Source organism: Jeotgalicoccus coquinae (assembly GCF_014207425.1).
Taxonomy (GTDB): domain Bacteria; phylum Bacillota; class Bacilli; order Staphylococcales; family Salinicoccaceae; genus Jeotgalicoccus; species Jeotgalicoccus coquinae.
In genome coordinates this window covers 173889-193864 of the sequence record NZ_JACHFF010000003.1, presented here as the reverse complement: position 1 = coordinate 193864, position 19976 = coordinate 173889, and the positions used below count along the sequence as shown (strand labels likewise).

Annotated in this window: 19 protein-coding genes and 1 pseudogene; 4 read left to right on the top strand and 16 right to left on the bottom strand. The window is 43.6% G+C overall.

All coding sequences use genetic code 11. The features are described from left to right. Window position 1: 1 nt before the first annotated feature. The 7 genes and pseudogenes from HNR41_RS09735 to HNR41_RS09705 all read right to left on the bottom strand — a co-directional run bounded on the left by HNR41_RS09735 (window position 2) and on the right by HNR41_RS09705 (window position 7492). A complete protein-coding gene (locus tag HNR41_RS09735) occupies window positions 2-1249 on the bottom strand; it encodes a hemolysin family protein (protein WP_184284144.1) in 1248 nt (415 codons plus the stop codon). 129 nt (window positions 1250-1378) lie between these two features. Next, entirely contained in the window at window positions 1379-1588 is a 210-nt protein-coding gene (gene copZ, locus HNR41_RS09730; protein WP_184284136.1) for a copper chaperone CopZ, read from the bottom strand. A gap of 47 nt (window positions 1589-1635) precedes the next feature. Then, entirely contained in the window at window positions 1636-4020 is a 2385-nt protein-coding gene (locus HNR41_RS09725) for a heavy metal translocating P-type ATPase (protein WP_184284135.1), read from the bottom strand. Window positions 4021-4038: 18 nt separating this feature from the next. After that, window positions 4039-4335: a metal-sensing transcriptional repressor gene (locus HNR41_RS09720; RefSeq protein WP_184284133.1), complete on the bottom strand. Its 297-nt coding sequence runs from the start codon at window positions 4333-4335 to the stop codon at window positions 4039-4041. A 116-nt stretch (window positions 4336-4451) separates the two neighbouring features. After that, window positions 4452-5621 carry a M20 metallopeptidase family protein gene (locus HNR41_RS09715; protein ID WP_184284125.1) on the bottom strand — a complete coding sequence of 390 codons (1170 nt, stop codon included), beginning with the start codon at window positions 5619-5621 and terminating at the stop codon, window positions 4452-4454. Window positions 5622-5709: 88 nt separating this feature from the next. Then, window positions 5710-6318, bottom strand: a pseudogene (locus tag HNR41_RS09710) (AbgT family transporter); the annotation flags it as partial. A 67-nt stretch (window positions 6319-6385) separates the two neighbouring features. Further along, entirely contained in the window at window positions 6386-7492 is a 1107-nt protein-coding gene (locus tag HNR41_RS09705) for an NADH-dependent flavin oxidoreductase (RefSeq protein WP_184284123.1), read from the bottom strand. Window positions 7493-7708: 216 nt separating this feature from the next. Here HNR41_RS09705 and HNR41_RS09700 point away from each other — a divergent pair, with 216 nt between their 5' ends. Then, the gene (locus tag HNR41_RS09700) at window positions 7709-8788 is read left to right on the top strand and encodes a branched-chain amino acid aminotransferase (protein WP_184284121.1); all 1080 of its coding nucleotides are present in this window, start codon (window positions 7709-7711) and stop codon (window positions 8786-8788) included. Between the two features lie 156 nt (window positions 8789-8944). Further along, window positions 8945-9709, top strand: a complete 765-nt coding sequence (locus HNR41_RS09695) for an SDR family NAD(P)-dependent oxidoreductase (RefSeq protein ID WP_184284119.1) — start codon at window positions 8945-8947, stop codon at window positions 9707-9709. A gap of 170 nt (window positions 9710-9879) precedes the next feature. Here HNR41_RS09695 and pdxR read toward each other — a convergent pair whose 3' ends face one another. Further along, a complete protein-coding gene (gene pdxR, locus HNR41_RS09690) occupies window positions 9880-11208 on the bottom strand; it encodes a MocR-like pyridoxine biosynthesis transcription factor PdxR (protein ID WP_184284117.1) in 1329 nt (442 codons plus the stop codon). 94 nt (window positions 11209-11302) lie between these two features. Here pdxR and pdxS point away from each other — a divergent pair, with 94 nt between their 5' ends. After that, window positions 11303-12157, top strand: coding sequence for a pyridoxal 5'-phosphate synthase lyase subunit PdxS (gene pdxS, locus HNR41_RS09685; RefSeq protein ID WP_184284115.1), 855 nt, complete (start codon window positions 11303-11305; stop codon window positions 12155-12157). A 118-nt stretch (window positions 12158-12275) separates the two neighbouring features. On the opposite strand, the gene HNR41_RS09680 is transcribed toward pdxS, so the two are convergent. Genes HNR41_RS09680 through HNR41_RS09660 form a run of 5 tightly spaced genes read right to left on the bottom strand, consistent with a single transcriptional unit; the run spans window position 12276 to window position 16168 of the window. After that, window positions 12276-13016 carry a 2-keto-4-pentenoate hydratase gene (locus HNR41_RS09680; RefSeq protein ID WP_184284113.1) on the bottom strand — a complete coding sequence of 247 codons (741 nt, stop codon included), beginning with the start codon at window positions 13014-13016 and terminating at the stop codon, window positions 12276-12278. Window positions 13017-13071: 55 nt separating this feature from the next. After that, the gene (locus tag HNR41_RS09675) at window positions 13072-13407 is read right to left on the bottom strand and encodes a cupin domain-containing protein (RefSeq protein WP_035810739.1); all 336 of its coding nucleotides are present in this window, start codon (window positions 13405-13407) and stop codon (window positions 13072-13074) included. Window positions 13408-13420: 13 nt separating this feature from the next. Further along, window positions 13421-14704, bottom strand: a complete 1284-nt coding sequence (locus HNR41_RS09670) for a TRAP transporter large permease (protein ID WP_184284111.1) — start codon at window positions 14702-14704, stop codon at window positions 13421-13423. Beyond that, a complete protein-coding gene (locus tag HNR41_RS09665) occupies window positions 14704-15165 on the bottom strand; it encodes a TRAP transporter small permease (RefSeq protein WP_184284109.1) in 462 nt (153 codons plus the stop codon). The genes HNR41_RS09670 and HNR41_RS09665 overlap by 1 nt, the downstream gene beginning before the upstream one ends. Before the next feature lies 1 nt (window position 15166). Further along, window positions 15167-16168, bottom strand: a complete 1002-nt coding sequence (locus tag HNR41_RS09660) for a DctP family TRAP transporter solute-binding subunit (RefSeq protein WP_184284108.1) — start codon at window positions 16166-16168, stop codon at window positions 15167-15169. Window positions 16169-16307: 139 nt separating this feature from the next. Between HNR41_RS09660 and HNR41_RS09655 the strand changes: the two genes are divergently transcribed. Further along, the gene (locus tag HNR41_RS09655) at window positions 16308-17459 is read left to right on the top strand and encodes an aminotransferase class I/II-fold pyridoxal phosphate-dependent enzyme (protein ID WP_184284106.1); all 1152 of its coding nucleotides are present in this window, start codon (window positions 16308-16310) and stop codon (window positions 17457-17459) included. Window positions 17460-17686: 227 nt separating this feature from the next. Here HNR41_RS09655 and HNR41_RS09650 read toward each other — a convergent pair whose 3' ends face one another. Genes HNR41_RS09650 through HNR41_RS09640 form a run of 3 tightly spaced genes read right to left on the bottom strand, consistent with a single transcriptional unit; the run spans window position 17687 to window position 19909 of the window. Beyond that, window positions 17687-19030, bottom strand: coding sequence for an anthrax toxin lethal factor-related metalloendopeptidase (locus HNR41_RS09650; RefSeq protein WP_184284104.1), 1344 nt, complete (start codon window positions 19028-19030; stop codon window positions 17687-17689). Between the two features lie 15 nt (window positions 19031-19045). After that, a complete protein-coding gene (locus HNR41_RS09645) occupies window positions 19046-19318 on the bottom strand; it encodes a YciI family protein (protein WP_184284102.1) in 273 nt (90 codons plus the stop codon). Between the two features lie 57 nt (window positions 19319-19375). Further along, window positions 19376-19909: a thioredoxin domain-containing protein gene (locus HNR41_RS09640; protein ID WP_184284100.1), complete on the bottom strand. Its 534-nt coding sequence runs from the start codon at window positions 19907-19909 to the stop codon at window positions 19376-19378. Between the last annotated feature and the right edge of the window lie 67 nt (window positions 19910-19976).

Below are 19976 nucleotides of genomic sequence, written 5' to 3'. Positions count from 1 at the left end.
CTCATTCTCCCTGCATCAGCTCAGCATCTAATTTTGTAATCTTCACGAGACGGATCATGTTATCTTCCATCTCTATTACTTTAAATTCAAGATTGTTGAGATGTGCAATATCATTCTCCGACGGGACTTCCTCGAACACAGACAGCAGGAACCCTGACAATGTATCTTCATCCTGGGGTATTTCTGTATTAAACAGCTGATTCAGGCGATGCAGCGTAATTTTACCATCACAGAGAATTTTATCTTCACTGAATGCGCGGACCACTGAATCATTTTTCAGATCCGTTTCATCTTCAATTTCAAATCCGAGCATCGTTTCAATAATATCTTCATGCGTCAGCACACCTTCCGTACCGCCGTATTCATCAAGTACGATAGCCAGATGGCGGCGCTGCTTGCTCATTCGGCGAAGCACATCTTCAACACTCTGGAATTCCCTTACCGTAAACGGATTGTTGTCACAGTAATTCATCAGCGGCTCAGTCGGGTTTAGAGACCACTGCAGCAAATATTTCGAATGAAATACACCGACAATGTTATCGAGGTCTTCATCGTAGACAGGATATCTCGTATGCATTTCATCAATAATTCTGTCTCTCACAGTTTCAAAGCTGTCATCAACATGCACCGCAACCATTTCTGTACGCGGTGTCGTCATAACATCTTTAACGTTTAAATCCCTGAAATCAAGAATTCCCTTAAGACGCTGTGATTCCACACCTTCGATAGCCCCTTCACTATCTGCAATCTGTACTAGATTGACAATTTCCTCGCGGGAAACTGTCCAGCTCGGCTGAGAGCCTTTTGACAGGTATCCGGTAATAACATCCGTCATTTTATTAAGAACGACAGTTAACGGATAAAAGATGATATTCAGAAATGCAATAATCGGTCTTACCAGATACGATATACGTTCCGGAAATGCCGCTGCGATTGATTTCGGTATAATTTCCGAGAAAATTATAATGGTTATCGTCAGTACTACGGAAGCGATTGTAACACTCCAGCCATACTCTATTGCCATTGATGTAACTAATACAGGAGCAACCAGGTTCGCAATATTATTACCAATCAGGATTGTCGTAATAAACTGACTCGGTTTACTGACCAGATTATAAAGCTTTTCAGCTCTCTGATCACCCCCTGCTGCCTTCGATTGTAATTTAATTTTGTTGACCGCTGTCAGTGCCGTTTCACTTCCGGAGAAGAAGAACGAACCGAAAAGCAGTAATATAACTACAAATATCAAACCTGGTATCCTCCTTATGTACTTATAATCTTATAAAACATTCTATCATTTTACAGTTTAAATTTACATAAACAAAGAATCACCCGCTGATTCAAGCTGGTGATTCTTATCTTCAATATTATTGTTGAACTACTGTTTTACGTCGTATCCCTGATCTTCAATCGCCGCCGTCATCTTACCGCGGTCGATAATCGTGTCGTTGTATTCTACAGTGACATTGTTTTTTTCCAGGTTGACTTCCGCTGTTGAGACCCCATCAAGATTGTGAAGAGCGCCTTCTACTGATGACTTGCAGTGCCCGCAAGTCATGCCTTCTACATCAATTACTGTTTTTGCCATAATATCCGTCCCCTTGTCTTTTAAAATTTTTTCATACTCTTATATACCTATATTTTAACACGTTTTAAACGTAAAGCGTTTGCTACAACGCTCACAGAACTGAATGCCATTGCCGCACCCGCTACCCACGGCGCTAAAAATCCAAGCGCGGCAATTGGAATACCGAGCGTGTTATAGGCAAATGCCCAGAACAGGTTCTGTTTAATATTTTTAATTGTTTTATGACTTAAGTTAATTGCTCTGGGAATTAGCATTAAATCTTCACCTAAAATTGTCAGGTCAGCCGCTTCAATCGCAACTTCCGTTCCTGTACCCATCGCGATACCCACATCTGCCAGTGCCAGTGCCGGCGCATCGTTCACACCGTCTCCGACCATCGCGACAACTTTTCCTGACCCTTGAATTTTGCGAATTTCTTCCGCTTTCTGTTCTGGCAGAACTTCAGCGATAACTGCATCGATACCGACTTCACGGCCAATTGCTTCTGCTGTTCTCGTGTTATCACCTGTCAGCATGATTACTTCGATGCCTTCTTTTTGCATTTCTTCGACAGCCTGTTTCGCAGTTGATTTAACTGTATCAAGAACTGCTACAGTACCGCGCAGTTCTCCGTCAACCGCAACAATCATCGCAGTCTTGCCGTCGTATTCAAATTGCTGCATATCTTCTTCAATTGAAGAGATATTTATATTTTCTTTTGTCATCAGCTTACGTGTACCGACAAGCACTTCACGGCCGTCAATTAATGCACGGATACCATGTCCCGGTATCGCAGCAAACTCTGCTGCATCCGACAATTCAATATTTTTCTCTTTTGCATAAGACGTAATCGCCGATGCCAGCGGATGCTCAGATCCGTTTTCAGCACTCGCAAGAAGCTGAAGTGCCGCGTCGTCACCTGAGAAGTCCGTCACTTCAGGTGTACCGTTTGTAATTGTACCTGTCTTATCAAGTACAACAACATCAACCTGATGCGTTTTCTCAAGGTGTTCTCCGCCTTTATAAAGAATACCGTTTTCAGCACCTTTACCTGTACCTACCATAATTGATGTCGGTGTTGCAAGTCCGAGCGCACATGGACACGCAATAACTAATACTGAAATTGCTGCCACAAGCGCCGGCTCCAGATTGCCCGGTGAAGCGAAGAAGTACCACACGGTAAACGTCACAAGCGCTATAACGATAACAATCGGCACGAAGTAGCCTGAAATAATATCAGCCATACGCTGAATCGGTGCTTTGTTGCCCTGCGCCTCTTCAACGACTTTAATAATTCCTGCAAGTGCCGTATTCTTTCCTGTTTTCGTGACTTTTAGATTTACCGTACCGTTCTGGTTCATCGTCGCACCGATAACCGAATCGCCGGTTTCTTTTTCAACCGGAATTGATTCACCTGTCAGCATCGATTCATCAACTGATGTACGGCCGTGCACCAGCTCTCCGTCGAGCGGGAATTTCTCGCCCGGTTTAACAATCAGGACATCGTTCACTCGAACATCTTCAACCGGTATCATAAACTCTGTTCCGTCACGTACAACACGTGCTTCTTTTGCCTGCATGTCGAGCAGTTTTGAAATTGCCCCTGTCGTCTCTGATTTTGCTCTCGTTTCCAAATATTTACCGAATAAGATCAGCGTAATAATTATCGCACTGGCTTCAAAGTACAGATGCGGATGTTCAACAGCACCGGTCATCCATAAATAAGTCTGGTATAAACTGAAACCGAACGCTGCGGTCGTCCCCATTACAACAAGGACATCCATATTCGCTGTAAAGTTTTTTAAATTCTTATATGCGCCCACGTAGAATTGCCAGCCCAGTATAAACTGTACCGGTGTTGCGAATGCGAGCTGGAACCAGGGATTCATAAAGATTGCCGGCAGACTCATGCCAAACAGGTGGTCGAGCATTGTTACCAATAGCGGCAGTGATAATAATGATGCGATAATTACTTTCCACTTCATCTTTTTAAGTTCTGAATCCTTGCGGGAAATCTTATCTTCAGATGATTGTTTCGGCTGTGCACCGTATCCGAGATTTCCGATGCGGTCAATAATATCGCGCTCGTCAATCACTCCCGGGTTATATTCGATCATCGCATTTTCTGTCGTTAAGTTAACCGTTGCTGATTTTACACCGTCGGTTTTATTCAGCACTTTTTCGATTCTGTTTGAACATGCCGCACACGTCATGCCGGTAATATCCAAATCACTTTTCTCATAGACAACACCATAGCCGATACTTTCAATACGGTTCGTAATATCTTCGAGCGATGTTTTATCCTGCTGATAATCCACACTGGCTTTTTCAGTCGTTAAATTTACGTTTGCTTCGACACCGTCCATTCTGTTCAATACTTTTTCTATTCTATTTGAACACGCCGCACATGTCATGCCGCTTATATTTAAACTAACATGTTCTTTTTCTGCCATGAATACTCCTCCTTTTTATTATTTGGAAAACTGTTTAAGTACGGCCATTAACTCTTCAATTGAATCTTCACCGGCACCTGAATTGATTGCATCGGTAACACAATGTTTCATATGGCGTTCAGTAATTGTGAGCCCTGTATTCTTTAAAGCACTCTGGACTGCGCTCAGCTGAACTAAAATATCGACACAATAGCGATCTTCTTCAACCATCTTCTGAATTCCTCTGATTTGTCCTTCAACACGCTTCAGCCGGTTTAAAACTTTCTGTTTCTCTTCATCCGGACGCGGTCTCGACATATGCTTTACTTCTTCCATTATTTGCACCCGCTCTCTTTTGTGTTTGTCATTACTTTAATTATATACCCCCACAGGGTATTAGTCAAATCATGAAAAAGCCGGCTCCGTTCATGGGCCGGCTTAAAGCTTTTATTCTATTGTCCTAATCCAAGCGCCACGTTCACATGTGCCCGGACACCGTCGATAAATGCATCTTCATCAATCGCAAATTTCGGATGGTGATGCGGGTACACATAGTCTTTTTCTTCATTATAAGTTCCAAGAAGAATATATACCCCAGGCAGGTTCTCAGTGAAGGCACCGAAGTCTTCGCCGCCCATCATCATTTCCTGTTCAATCACTCTGTCTTCACCGAATACTTCATTTAATGACTCTCTTACACGTGCTGTTTCAGTTTCATCATTCATTACTGCTGAATAGCCGTATTCGTAATTCAAATCGTACGTCGCACCGTATATTTCACAGTTTGCTTTAATGACTGATTCAATTTTTTCACGTGCAAGTTCTCTGATTTCAGTACTTGCCGATCGTACGCTGGCACTCAGTTCCGCCGTGTGCGGAATAACATTTTTAGCACCTGTACCGGCATTAAAGTTCGTTACTGAGATAACAAGATTATCCATCGGACCAGCAAGGCGCGACACAATATCCTGCAGCTGCGTCACAATTCTCGAACCGATTAAGAGCGGATCTACTGAGTTTTCAGGCTGTGATGCATGACCGCCCTGGCCGTTGATTGTCACTTCAAACTGATCTGAGTTTGCCGTTACAGGACCGGATTTAATGTGAATTTCACCAAGCGGTTTCGATGTCATAATATGCTGTGCAAACACAACATCAAGGTCATCGAACAGTCCGGTTGCAACCATTTCCTGCGCGCCGCCCGGAGGCAGTTCTTCTGCATGCTGGAATATAAGATAAATTTCACCGTGAATTTTATCTTTGTTGTCTGCAAGAACTTTTGCGGCACCAAGCAGCATGGCAGCGTGTGAATCGTGTCCGCATGCATGCATTACCCCGTCTATTTCAGAAACGAAATCAAGATCATCTCGGTCTTCCTGGATAGGCAGCGCATCAATGTCACCGCGAAGACCGACTTTGCGTCCCGGATGATCGCCTTTAATAATGCCGAGCACACTTGTAGGTGTCGGACGGCTGATTTCAATACCGTTCATTTCCTTTAACGCAGATTCTATATATTCGCTCGTCCAGTACTCTTCAAATGAAAGTTCCGGATGTCTGTGCATAGCACGGCGCCATTCAATTACCTGAGGTTCAACTTCTTTAATTGCATCATCTAGCATAAAACTGTTCATCTCCCTGTTTTTTAAATCAAAAGACCCCGACAGTTATCGAAGTCTTCTGACATTTCAAATATAGTATAGCACTTTTTTATTCCGGCAGGTAAATTGGACCATTCGGACCGACAGGCAGACCGATTAAGTACCAGATAATTGTGAATGCTGTCCACGTTACCAGCAGAGCGATTGAATACGGCAGCAGGTTGGCTATAACCGTACCCATCTTAATATCTTTCTGATAGCGCTGTGCATACATAATAATCAGCGGCAGGAACGGCATCATCGGTGCAATCGGATTCGTTGACGAATCCCCGACTCTGTAAAGCATCTGTGTAAATGCCGGATCATAACCGAGGTACATAAACATTGGAATGAATACCGGTGCAAGAATTGCCCATTTGGCACTTGCCGAACCGATTAGTAAGTTAATCAGTGCGACGACAAGTATAAATCCGATAAACAGCGGAATACCTGTTAAGTTAATCGTTTCAAGCAGATTTGAACCGGATACTGCAAGAATCGGACCGAGGTTACTCCAGTCAAAGTACGCGAGCATCTGTGCTGCAAAGAACACAAGTACGATGTACTGCCCCATTGAACCCATCGATTCTCCGAGCATTTTTGCAAAACCTTTAGTACCGTCAAGATTTTTCATTAATGCACCGAATACAAGTCCAGGTACAAAGAATAATATGGTAATCGGAAACAAATAAAAACAAACCTGTGCAGAAAATATACACAGGTTTGTAAATATTATCAAAATTTCATTACTTCTTCTCTTTTAAAAATCCGAGAATATTCCACAGCGGGGCCGGGATTATCAGCTTTTCATCGTCGCCCTCAGTCAGCAATGATTTCGGCAGTTCGTTATTTTTTAAGCAGTCAACAAAATCCGGGTTTATTAAGTGTGCTTTGCCAACACTCATTAAATCAAAACCGGCCGCAATTGCTTCTTCTGCATCTTCAACTGATTTAATTCCCCCTGCTCCCATTATCGGGATTTTTTTCAGCTTGTCATTCGCGTTATCGAGATACTTCTCTAAAAGCAGCTGCTCATCTGTTGTGTCGATAATAGATGTCCGCTGCCAATTATTGATACTGAAGTGGAAGTAATCTATTGAATAGTCCGCGAGATGATTTAACAGATACATCGTGTCCTCGAAAGTGATACCGGGTTCTTCAAGCTCTTCCGGTGAAAAACGGTAGCCGATAATGAAGTCGGTTTTCCCCATTTCTTCTGCTGTCTGACGGACTTTCTCCGTAACTTGTCTTGGAAAGCGCAGTCTGTTTTCTCTTGATCCGCCCCACTCATCGTCGCGTCTGTTGGAATGCGGTGAAAAGAACTGCTGCAGCAGATATGTATTTGCTCCATGCAGTTCAACACCGTCGAAACCAGCTTTGATTGCACGTGCTGCAGCATCCGCAAACAGCTGAATCATCTCTTCAATTTCTTCAACTTCAAGCGTTCTCGGTACTACAGCATTATCACGCAATGCTGCGACGTTACTTGCTGAAATTGGCTGACGGCCCTTGTTCAGTTCAGGGGTTCCCATACGTCCTGCATGATACAGCTGGATAATCGCTTTCGAGCCTTTATCTTTAATACCTTCAGCGAGTTTTGTCAGTCCCGGGATTTTATCGTCTGAATCAGCACCAAGCGCACCTTCGAATGCACGTCCGTAATTGTCGATAAAAGTACTCTCTACGATAACTGCTGCCGGTCCGCCTGCACGACGGGTATAATATTGAACGAGTTCATCGGTTACCGAGCCGTCGTGAAATGAACACTGCGTTGTCATCGGCGCCATCACCAGCCGGTTCTCAAATGTCTGCCCGGAGGATAATTGGACTTTATCGAATAGATTTTTAGTCATTATAAATTCTCCTGTCTTCTGCTGATAAAATAATTTTTACATATACATTCATTCTACATGTTATCCGGTCAAAATAACATATTACTTTAGTATGAATTATAAATTTAAAATTAATTCTAAATTGTCAGATAATATATTGCCTTTTTATTTCTCAGCTGATACAATGATAACAATTTTCAAATTCCAATAGAGAGATAATATAGGGGGACCCAATATATGACACAGCACCTTCAAATAACTAAAGCACGTACTTTAAAAGAAAAACCTGAAGTGGCGGGTATTCCTTTCGGGAGTTATTTTACAGACCACATGTTTTCAATGGACTACTCGGCGGAACTTGGCTGGCACAATGCAGCAATCGTACCTTATGCACCATTTGAAATTTCACCAAGTGCACAGGCGCTTCATTACGGACAAACCGTATTTGAAGGCATGAAAGCGTACAATGTTGACGGTGATGTGACATTGTTCAGACCGGACGAAAACTTTAAACGATTAAACCGTTCTCTCGAACGCATGTCTATGCCGAAAGTCGATGGCGAATTCGCAGTACGTGCATTAGGCGAACTGCTGAAACTGGAACACGACTGGGTTCCAGACGGCGAAGGCCAGGCATTATATGTGCGCCCTATCGTTTTTGCAGATGAAGCATATCTTGGGATCCGTCCGGCGAAAAGCTATAAAATGCTGATTGTACTGTCACCTGTTGCAGGTTATTACGGCGCTCAGCTGAATCCGACGAGCATCTTCGTTGAGGATAATTATGTACGTGCAGTCCGCGGCGGTGTCGGTGAAGTTAAATTTGCAGGAAACTATGCTGCAAGTCTGACAGCACAGCAGAAAGCCAATGATTTAGGCTACGAACAGGTATTATGGCTCGACGGTGTGCACCAGGAGTACGTCGAGGAAGTTGGGAGCATGAACATTTTCTTTGTAAGAGACGGAGAACTGGTGACACCTGAATTAAACGGTTCAATCTTACCTGGGATTACGAGAAAATCGTTAATCACACTGGCAGCTGACCTCGGCATTAATGTCGTTGAAGAACGCATCCATATCGATGATGTTGAAAAAGGCATTAAAGACGGCTCAATTACGGAAGTATTCGGTGCAGGAACAGCTGCGGTAGTATCCCCTGTCGGCATTATGAATATCCACGGAACCGACTACAGAATTAACGATAACCACATCGGTGAAGTGACACAAAAACTGTACGATAACCTTACAGGCATCCAGACATGCAGGCTTGAAGACAAGCACGGCTGGGTTCACCAGGTGACATCGACGGTTAAATAGGATAAATCAGACAGGCCCCGGTATGATGCCGGGGTCTGTTTTTGTCTTATTTGTGAAAAGTTGAACAATTTTTATTATTTATAGCCCTTAACCGGTGAAATTATCTGAATATACCGATATAATTAATATAGATAGAATATTACTAAGAGGAATCAGATGTTAACTTTAGACGGTAAAGTAGCAATCATCACAGGTGCAGCAATGGGTATGGGTAAATCGACAGCAGAACTGTTCGCAGAACTCGGCGCGAAAGTTGTCGTTGCAGACTATAACGAAGAAGAAGGTAATAAAGTTGTCGAGAGCATTAAAGCAGACGGCGGCGAAGCATCATTCGTTAAAGTGGATGTATCGAACGAAGAACAAGTTAAAAACATGGTTCAGTTCACAGTAGACACATACGGCAAACTCGACGTTGCAGTAAACAACGCAGCAATTACTCCGGATGACAAACCTCTTGCAGATATCGATATGGATTATTACGATAAATTAATGGCAGTCGACCTGCGCGGTGTCATTTTATCAATGAAATATGAACTGCAGCAAATGGAAAAAGATGGTACAAAAGGCTCAATCATCAATACGTCATCAGTCAGCGGTATCCGTCCGCAGCCGGCAAACCCTGCATACGTTGCAGCTAAACACGCAGTTATCGGTGCAACGAAGAGTGCTGCAATGGACTATTCACCTAAAGGAATCCGCATCAACTCAGTGGCACCAGGTGCGATCGATACACCGATGCTGCGCGGGGCACTGGAGCAATTCGGATTCAATCCTGATGATTACGCTAAACAATTAAGTATGCTCCAGCGTTTTGCTGAATCATCAGAAGTTGCACAGGCAAACGCATGGCTCGCATCAGACTTGTCGTCATATGTGACAGGAACCGTACTAAACGTAGACGGCGGTTACACTTCAATGTAACAATAAGAAAGTCAGCGGCACGGAAATTAATATTTCCGTGCTTTTTTCTGTGAAAAAGAGCGGCTTTCTGATGCCAGGTTCGCATGACAGCGTCTCATATGAATCCGGGGTTGGCCGGGTTCGCATGACAGTGTCTCATATGAATCCCGGGCTCGCCCCAGCTGCCAGCTTTAAACTTCCCCCAAAAATTCATCCAGTATCTCAACTATCTCCTCTGCACTCTTACCGCCTATTCCGACCAGCACCGTGTCATTGAAATCTTCAGCGGAAGAATACGCCGACATACAGATAATCTTGTGTTTTTCCGCGGCCCACCGCAAATCCGCACCTGGCAGCCGCAGGACAAAATGCATACCGGTATGTTCCCCGCTGATTTCAACTTCGGGGTAACGCTTTTTCAAATCAATAACTACATTTTTCATCTTTTCCCCGTAAAATTTCCGGACTCTGTTTACATGTCTGACTAAATATCCATCACTGATAAACTTCGCGACGATATGCTGCATCTGTCTCGAGACATTGCATGACAGCCCGCTCTCAAAATATTTCTCCGCGAGTTCCGGCGGCAGAATCATTACCGCAATTCTTAACGACGGGTAAACAGACTTCGAAAATGTGTTCATATATATAGTCCGGTCGTTTTTATCCAGTCCCTGCAGCGATGACAGCGGCCGTCCTGTATAACGGAACTCACTGTCGTAATCATCTTCTATTAAATAGCTGTCCCGCTCACTAACCGCATTCAAAAGACGTATCCGTTTATTTAATGACATTACCGCTCCGCTTGGGAACTGATGCGACGGTGTTATATGCGTCAGTTTGTTCTTCAGCTGTTTCACCGTCTCAATATTGATTCCATCTTCTTCAACCGGCGCTGTATCGTATGGAATCCTAAGTCTGTTCAGTACACTCTTCACTGTCGGATACCCCGGGTCTTCCAGTGTCACTTTCGGATAATCCAGAAGATAAAATACCTGCTCCAGCAAATGTTCTGTAGAGGGGCCGATAAAAATCTGTTCCGTCTGACACTGCACTCCCCGGTTAACATAGAGGTATTCACGGATTGCTTCTTTTAAGACCGCTTCCCCGCTCTTATCTCCGCTGTTCAGCAATGACAAATCTGAAAACACTGCAGTACTCAGCTGTTTAATCACATCGTTCTGGACGATGGACGTGTCCACTTTTCCAAGCGGCAGAACGGATTCCCGCTTTTTCGGAATTCTTATAGCTGTAAGCTTTTTATCCTGCGTGTAAAGAACTTCTGTCGGCACAACGTAATGACCGCTCTTTTCCTTCGTATAAATCATGTTCTCATCAATCAGCAGATTATATGCACGCTCCACTGTCGTCATACTGACTGATAAGTCCTCACTCAGCTGGCGTTTGCTCGGAAGCTTCACATCACCAGCCAAATGATTATTTAAAATTTTCTTTTTCATATCCTGATACAGCTGTTCATATAACGGTACGGTATTTTCTTTATCGAGATTGATAAACATAATCTGACCCCTATTTTTTTATGTATTCTGACACTTATAGAATATCACATTGTATTTTAAACTGATATTAAATTCAAAAGGAAGAGGGATAAATATGGGATTAGCAGAAAAATTAAAAGGCGGCGTCATTATGGACGTTGTTAACGCAGAACAGGCAAAAATCGCGGAGGCTGCCGGTGCAGTTGCAGTAATGGCATTGGAGCGTGTGCCATCTGACATCAGAGCTGAAGGCGGCGTGGCGCGTGCATGTGATCCGACAATTATTGAAGAAGTTATTGCAGCTGTATCAATACCGGTAATGGCAAAATGTCGAATCGGGCACATCGTTGAAGCACGCGTTCTTGAATCGATGGGTGTTGATTACATAGATGAGTCTGAAGTGCTGACTCCGGCGGATGAAGAGTATCACCTGAAAAAAGATGAGTATAAAGCACCGTTCGTCTGCGGCTGTAAAGATTTAGGGGAGGCCGCAAGACGCATCGGTGAAGGCGCATCAATGCTCCGCACAAAAGGTGAACCCGGTACCGGAAATATCGTTGAAGCCGTTCGTCACATCCGCTTAGTAAATCAGCAGGTTAAACAGATCTCAGTGATGAGCGATGATGAATTAATGACTGCAGCGAAAGATTTAGGAGCACCGTACGATGTGCTGAAACAGATCAAAGCTGAAGGCGGACTGCCTGTGACAAACTTCGCGGCAGGCGGTGTCGCAACACCTCAGGATGCGGCGTTAATGATGGAACTTGGCGCAGACGGCGTATTCGTCGGTTCAGGTATTTTCAAATCAGAGAACCCTGAAAAATTCGCAAGAGCAATCGTGCAGGCGACTGAAAACTATACAGACTATAAATTAATCGGCGAACTGTCTAAGGAACTCGGCAGCGCGATGAGAGGTCTGGATGTTCACAGTATGTCACTTGAAGAACGTATGGCAGAACGCGGCTGGTAATTAGTTAGATTGCGGGTGGATTCACAGCAGGAAACTGCCGTTGTTAACCAATCCCCATAAAAACTCAATATCACTAGTCATAAAGAAATAAGCCTCTCGCAATGAGAGGCTTATTTCTTTATTTCGTAATTTCTATTGCAACATTTCCTAACCCTTCAAATACGCCTTCATACTTTCCAACTTCCAGTTGCACCGGCAGAATGAATGTTCCTGACGAAACGAATTGTCCCGCTTCAAGCTGCTTGCCCTGGCTGCCCAATTTTTCAATCAGCCATTTCATTGCACTCACAGGATGTCCCATCACTTCACTCGACTTTCCGCGTTTAATTTCTTTTCCATTAAATAAAAGTTTCCCCGAAATATTATCCAGCTCATCATAGCTCACGGATTTTGCTTCACCGATCACAATCGCCCCAGCAACCGCGCAGTCTGCAACGACTTCGTATTTTGAAATATTCGGGAACCAGTCTTCATATCTTCCATCCGGCAGTTCAAGTGCCGGTGCCACAGTACATTTTGATAAAATGCTTTCGGCATCATCATCCGTGCTCAATGTTTCATTTACATAAAATACAAGTTCAAGTTCCGCGAGCGGAATATTATAATCAGCCAGACTCATTTCAGTAATAACCTGTGCTGCAGTAAACGGTCCGTAAACCGGTTCATGGCTGTCAAAAAGCGCTTGTGTCTCTGCACTCGTCATACTGATTTTATATCCTTTCGCAGTCTCATCCTGCATATTTAAAACCTCAGTTTGAATATGGTACGCCGCTTCAACAGAATCCGTTTCAATATCCTGTCCCGGCTTTAAATTAACCCCTTTTAATCTTGCATCGTATAATTTCTGTGCATCGTTCATGCTACCCCTCCTGAATATTACAATACAATAAATATATCATAATATTCACGCAATTCTAAAATATAATTGCAACTATTTTGAGAGGTTTATCTTCTGTATTCACTAAACCGTGTGACTGGCCTTTCGTAATAACACAGCAGTCGCCTTTTGATACAGGTTTAAACGTACCATCCGAATCCTGAAATTCACCCTTACCTTCTATTATATGATAAATTTCGCCCTCATCGATATGCTGGTGATAGCCGATTGATGCGTGAGGCTCAAGTTCAATTTCCAGTACTTTGCGGATTCCTTCAAAGTCATCTTCTTTAATATAAGACGTCGAAAAAATACTTCCTTTACCATCAAATCTGTTCTTTAACTCGATAGTTTCTTCCGGATTGATAATCATTTAATCTGCCCCTTTATTTAAGTAAGTTTGGTAGGAACGTCGAGATGGACGGCACGAATATAATCAGCACCACCATAATCGCTACAATTAGCAGCACGTGTAAAATATACGGGAGCGTTTCTTCGATTCCCATTTTCTTATCCGTAACGGATGCCCCTGCAATCAGTGACAGTCCGACCGGCGGTGTAATGTTCGCGAGTGCAAAGTTCATAATCAGCACCATACCGAAGTGAATCGGATCAATACCGAACTCCGTTGCAATCGGCATAAAAATTGGTGTTAAAAGTACAATCAGTGACGTCACTTCTGTCAGCATTCCTAATATTAACAGTATCAGAGATACGACGAGAAGGAAGACAAGCGGTGAGTCAGCGAAATTCAGGAAGAATCCTGATACCGCATCCGGTATATGATTAACTGTCAGTACATATGTAAAGACGTTCGCCATTGAAATAATTATTAAAATAGTTGCTGATGTAATTGCCGAACCTGCCAAAATCCCTTTTACTTTAGTCCAGTTCAGCTCTTTATAGAACAGCGATAAAATAAAGCCGTAAACCACTGCAATAACCGCAGCTTCAGTCGCTGTTGCATATCCTGAGAAGATACTGCCTAAAATAAATATCGGCGTCAGGAGCGGGAAGAATGCCTCTCTCGTTACTTTCCAGAACTCTTTACCGGAAATCGATTCTGTACGCACTTCTCCGAATCCTTTTTTCTTACTCATAAACCAGACGTAAATACATAACGCGAGTGCCAGCAGCACACCTGGTATAATACCGGCGAAGAATAAATCACCGATTGAAATATTTGCTGTAATTCCTAAAATAACCATTGTAATACTCGGCGGAATAATCAGCCCGAGCACACCGGCCGGTCCGATAATACTCGCAATAAATGAGTTCGAGTATTTCTCTTCTTTCAGTCTCGGTACCAGTACCGAACCGACTGCATAAGTTGTAGCGACTGTTGAACCGGAAACCGCTCCGAACAGCGCTGACGTCACGACTGTCGTAATGGCAGTGCCGCCTGACAGCTTACCGACGAAGGCATTCGCAAATGCCATTAAACGTTTCGTCAGTCCGCCTTTCCCCATAATGTCCCCGGCGAGAATAAATAATGGTATAGCTAAATATGAAAAGTTATTTACTCCGGCAAAGGCGCGCTGAATAATGATTTCAAGAGGTACGCCGCCGAGAACAAGCATAACCAGCCCGACAATCCCGATTACAAAAGCAATCGGCATTCCGAGAAACAGAAGTGCAAAGAATAATATAAGCATACTGATTGCGAGCATTATACCGCCTCACTTTCATTCTGGGGTTTCCAGAAATTTAATATTAAAAAGTAAAGCGACAGCAGACTGCTTACAGGTATCGCAAGATAAAATACCGTCATCGGCAGCTGTAAAGTAGATGATGTAAAATCCAGTGACTGGTATGAGAATATAAAACCGTAGACTGTCATAACTAAGAAAAACAGCCCGAGCAGTGTATTCACTGTTAAATATAAATACGGGCGGAGTTTATCGCCTGCACGTTTTACAAAGAAGTTCACTGCGAGATGTCCGCGTTCATAAACAGCAACGCTCATTCCGAGGAATGTCATCCAGACTACAAGGAGACGGGACAGCTCTTCTGTTCCCGGCATGGAGTAATCAAAAAATCTCGATACGACCTGAGTCAGCACGATTAAAGTAAGCAGTGCAATGACGACTGCACATGCAATATATAAGGTTTTCACCAATGCTTTTGTCATATTACTGTTCCTCCTCCCATCCGGAATTTCTGCGGTACATATCCATCATTTCTTTACCGAACACGTCTTCTTCCCATTGTGCATAAACCGGCATCATCGCTTCTCTGAATGCTTCCTTATCCACATCATCGTTCACTTTCATACCATTTTCGGCAAGGAATTCTATATGTTCCGATTCAGTATCGTCGTTTGCCATTTGCACTTCTTTGGAAATTTTATCGATTTCGTCTGTAATAATCTGCTGATCTTCGGGACTGATTTTCTCCCACGTTTTACCGTCGAAAACAATCATCACTGTATTGTAAAAATGTCCGGTAAGCGATAAGTAATCCTGCACCTCATTAAAACGCGGTGCAACGATGTTCGCGAGCGGATTTTCCTGCGCATCGAGCGCACCCTGCTGCAGCGCGCCGTATACTTCACTGAATGCCATAACTGTCGGCAATGCACCCACCTGTTCAAACGTATCTACACGGAGTGCCGTTTCAGCGACCCGGATATTCGTTCCTTTTAAATCTTCCGGCTGCACAATCGGTCTTTTGTTATTCGTCACGTGACGGAATCCCCATTCCAAATATCCCGCCGTATGCATGTCGTACTCTCCGGCAATATCTGCTATGTAATCCCCAAATTCTCCTTTATACGCCTCACGTGCCGCTTCGGCGTCCGGCCACATATAAGGCAGATCCTCAATTGCGAGTCTCATATCCATCGTCTGCATCGAACCGACCATGATTGCAAGCCCGTTCATTGCACCGACATCCAGCTGCTGGAGCATTTCAGTTTCACTGCCGAGCTGCGAGTTAGGATATATTTCAAACCTCACTCTGCCGTCAGTCTGTTTTTCCACCGCTTCGGCCATTTCATTAATCTTGATTGCCTGATTCGTATCCGGCGGCAAAGCATGTCCAAACTGTAATGTCACACTTTCATCTTCATTGCTGCATGCGCTGAGTACCAGTAAAAACGATAAAATGCTGAATAATAACGTATATTTTTTCAAGACGCTGTCAGCTCCCCTTTGTTATTTTTGTTATAATTATAAATTATACTGTAATATTATACAAATATGAATTCTATTTGCAATCTATTGACTGAAAATTCTATAATAAGAAGACTAGCTAAATACAGGAGTGAAATACATGCCAGAATTAAATCCGCGTGCAACCGCACTATCAATACCCGGAATCAGAGTATTTTCAAATCAGGTTCAGCTGTTTGAAGACGGTGTCAATTTAACAATTGGCCAGCCCGACTTCCCTACACCTGAAAGTGTTAAAAACGCGGCAATTACTGCGATTAATAATAATAAAACCGGCTACTCATTAAACGCCGGCATCGTCGAACTGCGGCAGGCGGCAGCAGATTTTTTTGCAGATAAGTATAACGCTCACTACACTGCTGATGAAGTCGTTATTACAAACGGTGCCAGTGAAGCACTCGATTCAGTACTCCGCACGATATTAACGGAAGGTGATGAAGTCATTATTACCGCACCTGCATATCCTGCATATGAATCATTAATCGAGCTGAACGGCGGCGTTGTGAAATATCTCGATGTCAGCGATACAAACTTCGTTCCGAATATTGAGAAATTAGATGCTCTAGTTACTAATAACACTAAAGCTGTGCTCTTAAACTACCCTTCGAATCCGACAGGCGCATCTTTATCGGAAGAAGACGTCGACGCGATTGCTGAATACATCAGCAGCAAGGACTTATTCCTGATCAGCGATGAAATATACAGCGAAAATGTTTATGAGAATAAACACATTTCGTTCGGCAGCAAAGAAAATATCCGCGATAAAACAATACTCATTCACGGTGTGTCGAAATCACATTCGATGACGGGATGGAGAGTCGGCTATACATTATCGCCGAGACACTTGAGCGATGAAATTCTGAAAGTGCATTTAAGTAACTCAATCTGTGCGGCGGTACCGAGCCAGTATGCAGCACTTGAAGCACTGACGAATGCCCAGGACTATCCGAAAGTCATGAATGAAGCATACTTAAAACGCCGGGACTACGTCTACGACAGACTCATTGACATCGGCTGCACAGTCGAAAAACCGGGCGGCGCCTTTTATATATTCCCTAATATTGCATTTACGGGAATGGATGACTGGGACTTCGCAACAGCATTACTGAAAGAACAACATATGGCAGTCGTTCCGGGATCAGCATTCTCAGAACACGGCAAAGGCCATATCCGCATCTCTTTCGCGAGCTCAATCGACACGCTTAAAGAAGGCATGGACAGACTGGAAGCATTTGTTAAGAGTATAAGTTAGAAAAGAAAGAAAGGTTCACCGGTACATGCCGGTGAACCTTTTTTGATGCGTTGCGCGCCACCGTCATTTTTCGACGGCACAGAATCATACATTGCGCGCCACCGTCGTTTTTCGGTGGCACAGAATCACGCTTTGCGCGTCACCGTCTTTTTTCGGTGGCACGCTCCGACAAAAAACATGAAAAAGGACAGATTCCACTAAAAGAATCCGCCCTGTTTCATTACTTATTATTTTCTCTTCTTCCTGTACACAATTATTCCTATAACTGCAGCAATAATTACTCCTGCACCAATTGCTATTTTAATAATCGTATCCTGAAGTTCCTGTTTTCTTGCTTCTTCCGCAGCTTTTTCACGTTCTGCCGCTTCCTGCGCTTCTTGTTTTTCTTTTGCTATTCGTTCTTCTTCAGCTTTACGTGCTGCTTCTTCACGAGCTTCCTGTTCTTCACGCAGCCGCTGTTCTTCTGCTGCCTGCTGTGCTGCTTCATCGGCTTCCCATGTTTCCTGTAGATAGCTGTTTAAGTTATCCACTTCATCCTGTTTCGGACTATACACATCAGATATATAACTCTTTGCATTGGCCAGCGCTCTTGTCAGCGGCTGTCCCATCTCACGGTCCTGATAGGCCGCTTCAACTTCTGAAATTGTTGCTTCAAGTTCGGTCGTATCTGCATCCGGCACGCTGCCTGTCAGTGCCGAACGTGTATAGGATGTATAGATTTCTTCACCGCCCGCATTTTTTGCGACAACTTTAAAATCGTAAGTTGTATCCGTATTTAATCCTTCGTTTCTGAAGCTGCTGCCTGCTGTCGTACCGACAGATTCACCGTTCCGGAACATTTCGTATTCTACGGCATCTTCATGCAGATCCCAGTACATTGTTACAGTGTTCCCTGTCACTTCTCCGGTCGATAAAATACGGTGGTTAAAGTCATCAAAGAACGCAAATGTTCTCGGTGCTTTCTCTGCCAGTTCCGCACGTGATTCCGCTGTGTAGTAATACATCGCGAATGTTTCACCGAAATATTCTTCAACGATATCGTAATAATCACGCTGTGAGTTGCTGTTCATCAGAGAATCCACCTCAGCAGCATGAATCGCTCTGAACTCTTCTGTTTCACTGACCTGCACGCCGACCGTAAATGCATCGACGACATGTCCGTATTCATGGAGTTCCAGGTTAATTGCCGAATGACCTTTACCGTACTCACTGTATCCGATACGTGCCATGGACACATGACCGCCTGCACCTGGAATGTCATCCCAGGAGTTTGTATGGCCTCTCGGCACCACTCCTTTTAAATGTGCAAATTCCGGCTGCTCTGTAATCGGTGTATCAGCGAGTATAAACACAGCACCATTGCTGCTTGTCTGGTATAGAATGCTGTTTTCAACGTGATTCAGACGGCTGATCATCTGCTGGGCTTCCTGCCAGCTTTCATCCGATGATGCCCGCACATCCACCATATTCTGCAAATAAGGATTTATTGCTTCCTGTGCATGAATTCCCGGTGCCCACAACAATAGTATTCCCAGTATTAATAATGTAACTCTCTTAGCTGGCTTCATCATTATCACTCCGAACTTTTAGAACTCGTAATTTGTTTCCATATCCCATTCATGAATTTCATAATCTCTCGCACCCAGCGAAATGTAGGGATCCTGCTTTACGAGTGAGACCGCTGACTCTTCATCTTCAGCACGGTAAATAATAAGACCGCCTGCACCGTCGGTAAACCTGCCGTTCATCAGTACGGTACCAGCCTCTCTCTGACCTGCTAAAAAATCCAAATGTTCCGGTCTGTGTACACGCGATAATTCTTCATCTTGCATCGATAAAAACACTGCGAAATACTTCATCACTTCATCTCCTTACCAGTAATATACACTAAAAGAAAACAGACTGGAAACTCCAGCCTATTTCAGTGACTCTATACGCTCTGTTAAAATTTTACTGATTTCTTCTTTACTCTGTTCTGCAGGCTTATAAGCCGTTAAATGCTCGCCGTTGATAAATACTGTCGGAACAATTTTCAAACCACGTTCATTAAAATCTTTAAGTACTGCCACACCGCGTTCATACGCCGCTGTTTTTTCTGGCAGTCCTAAAGTATCTTCACACATTTCGAGTGTTTTTCTGAAACTCTTCACCCAAGATTCCTGCGTCTGGAATAATTTTTTCATTGCCGCGAAACCTTCTGCAGGATCATCATGATCGACATAGTTATTTGCTACAGTACCGCGGAGCAGCTGCCCCTTCGTCCGGTCTACATGCTTAACAACAAATTTTACATGACCGTTATCCGTGTACGGTTTAATTACTTCAGATGCAATTTCAAAAAACTTCGCACTGTACGGGCATCCGAGATTCACAAATGCTTCCACTTCAATCGATGCATGCTCAAGGCCTACCGTTAAGTATTCTATATCAGCAGTATATCTGTTCTTCACAAAAACTCCCCCTATTTTTATATCACTTATAATATTAATCATACCCATAACTCATCCTTCGCAATCT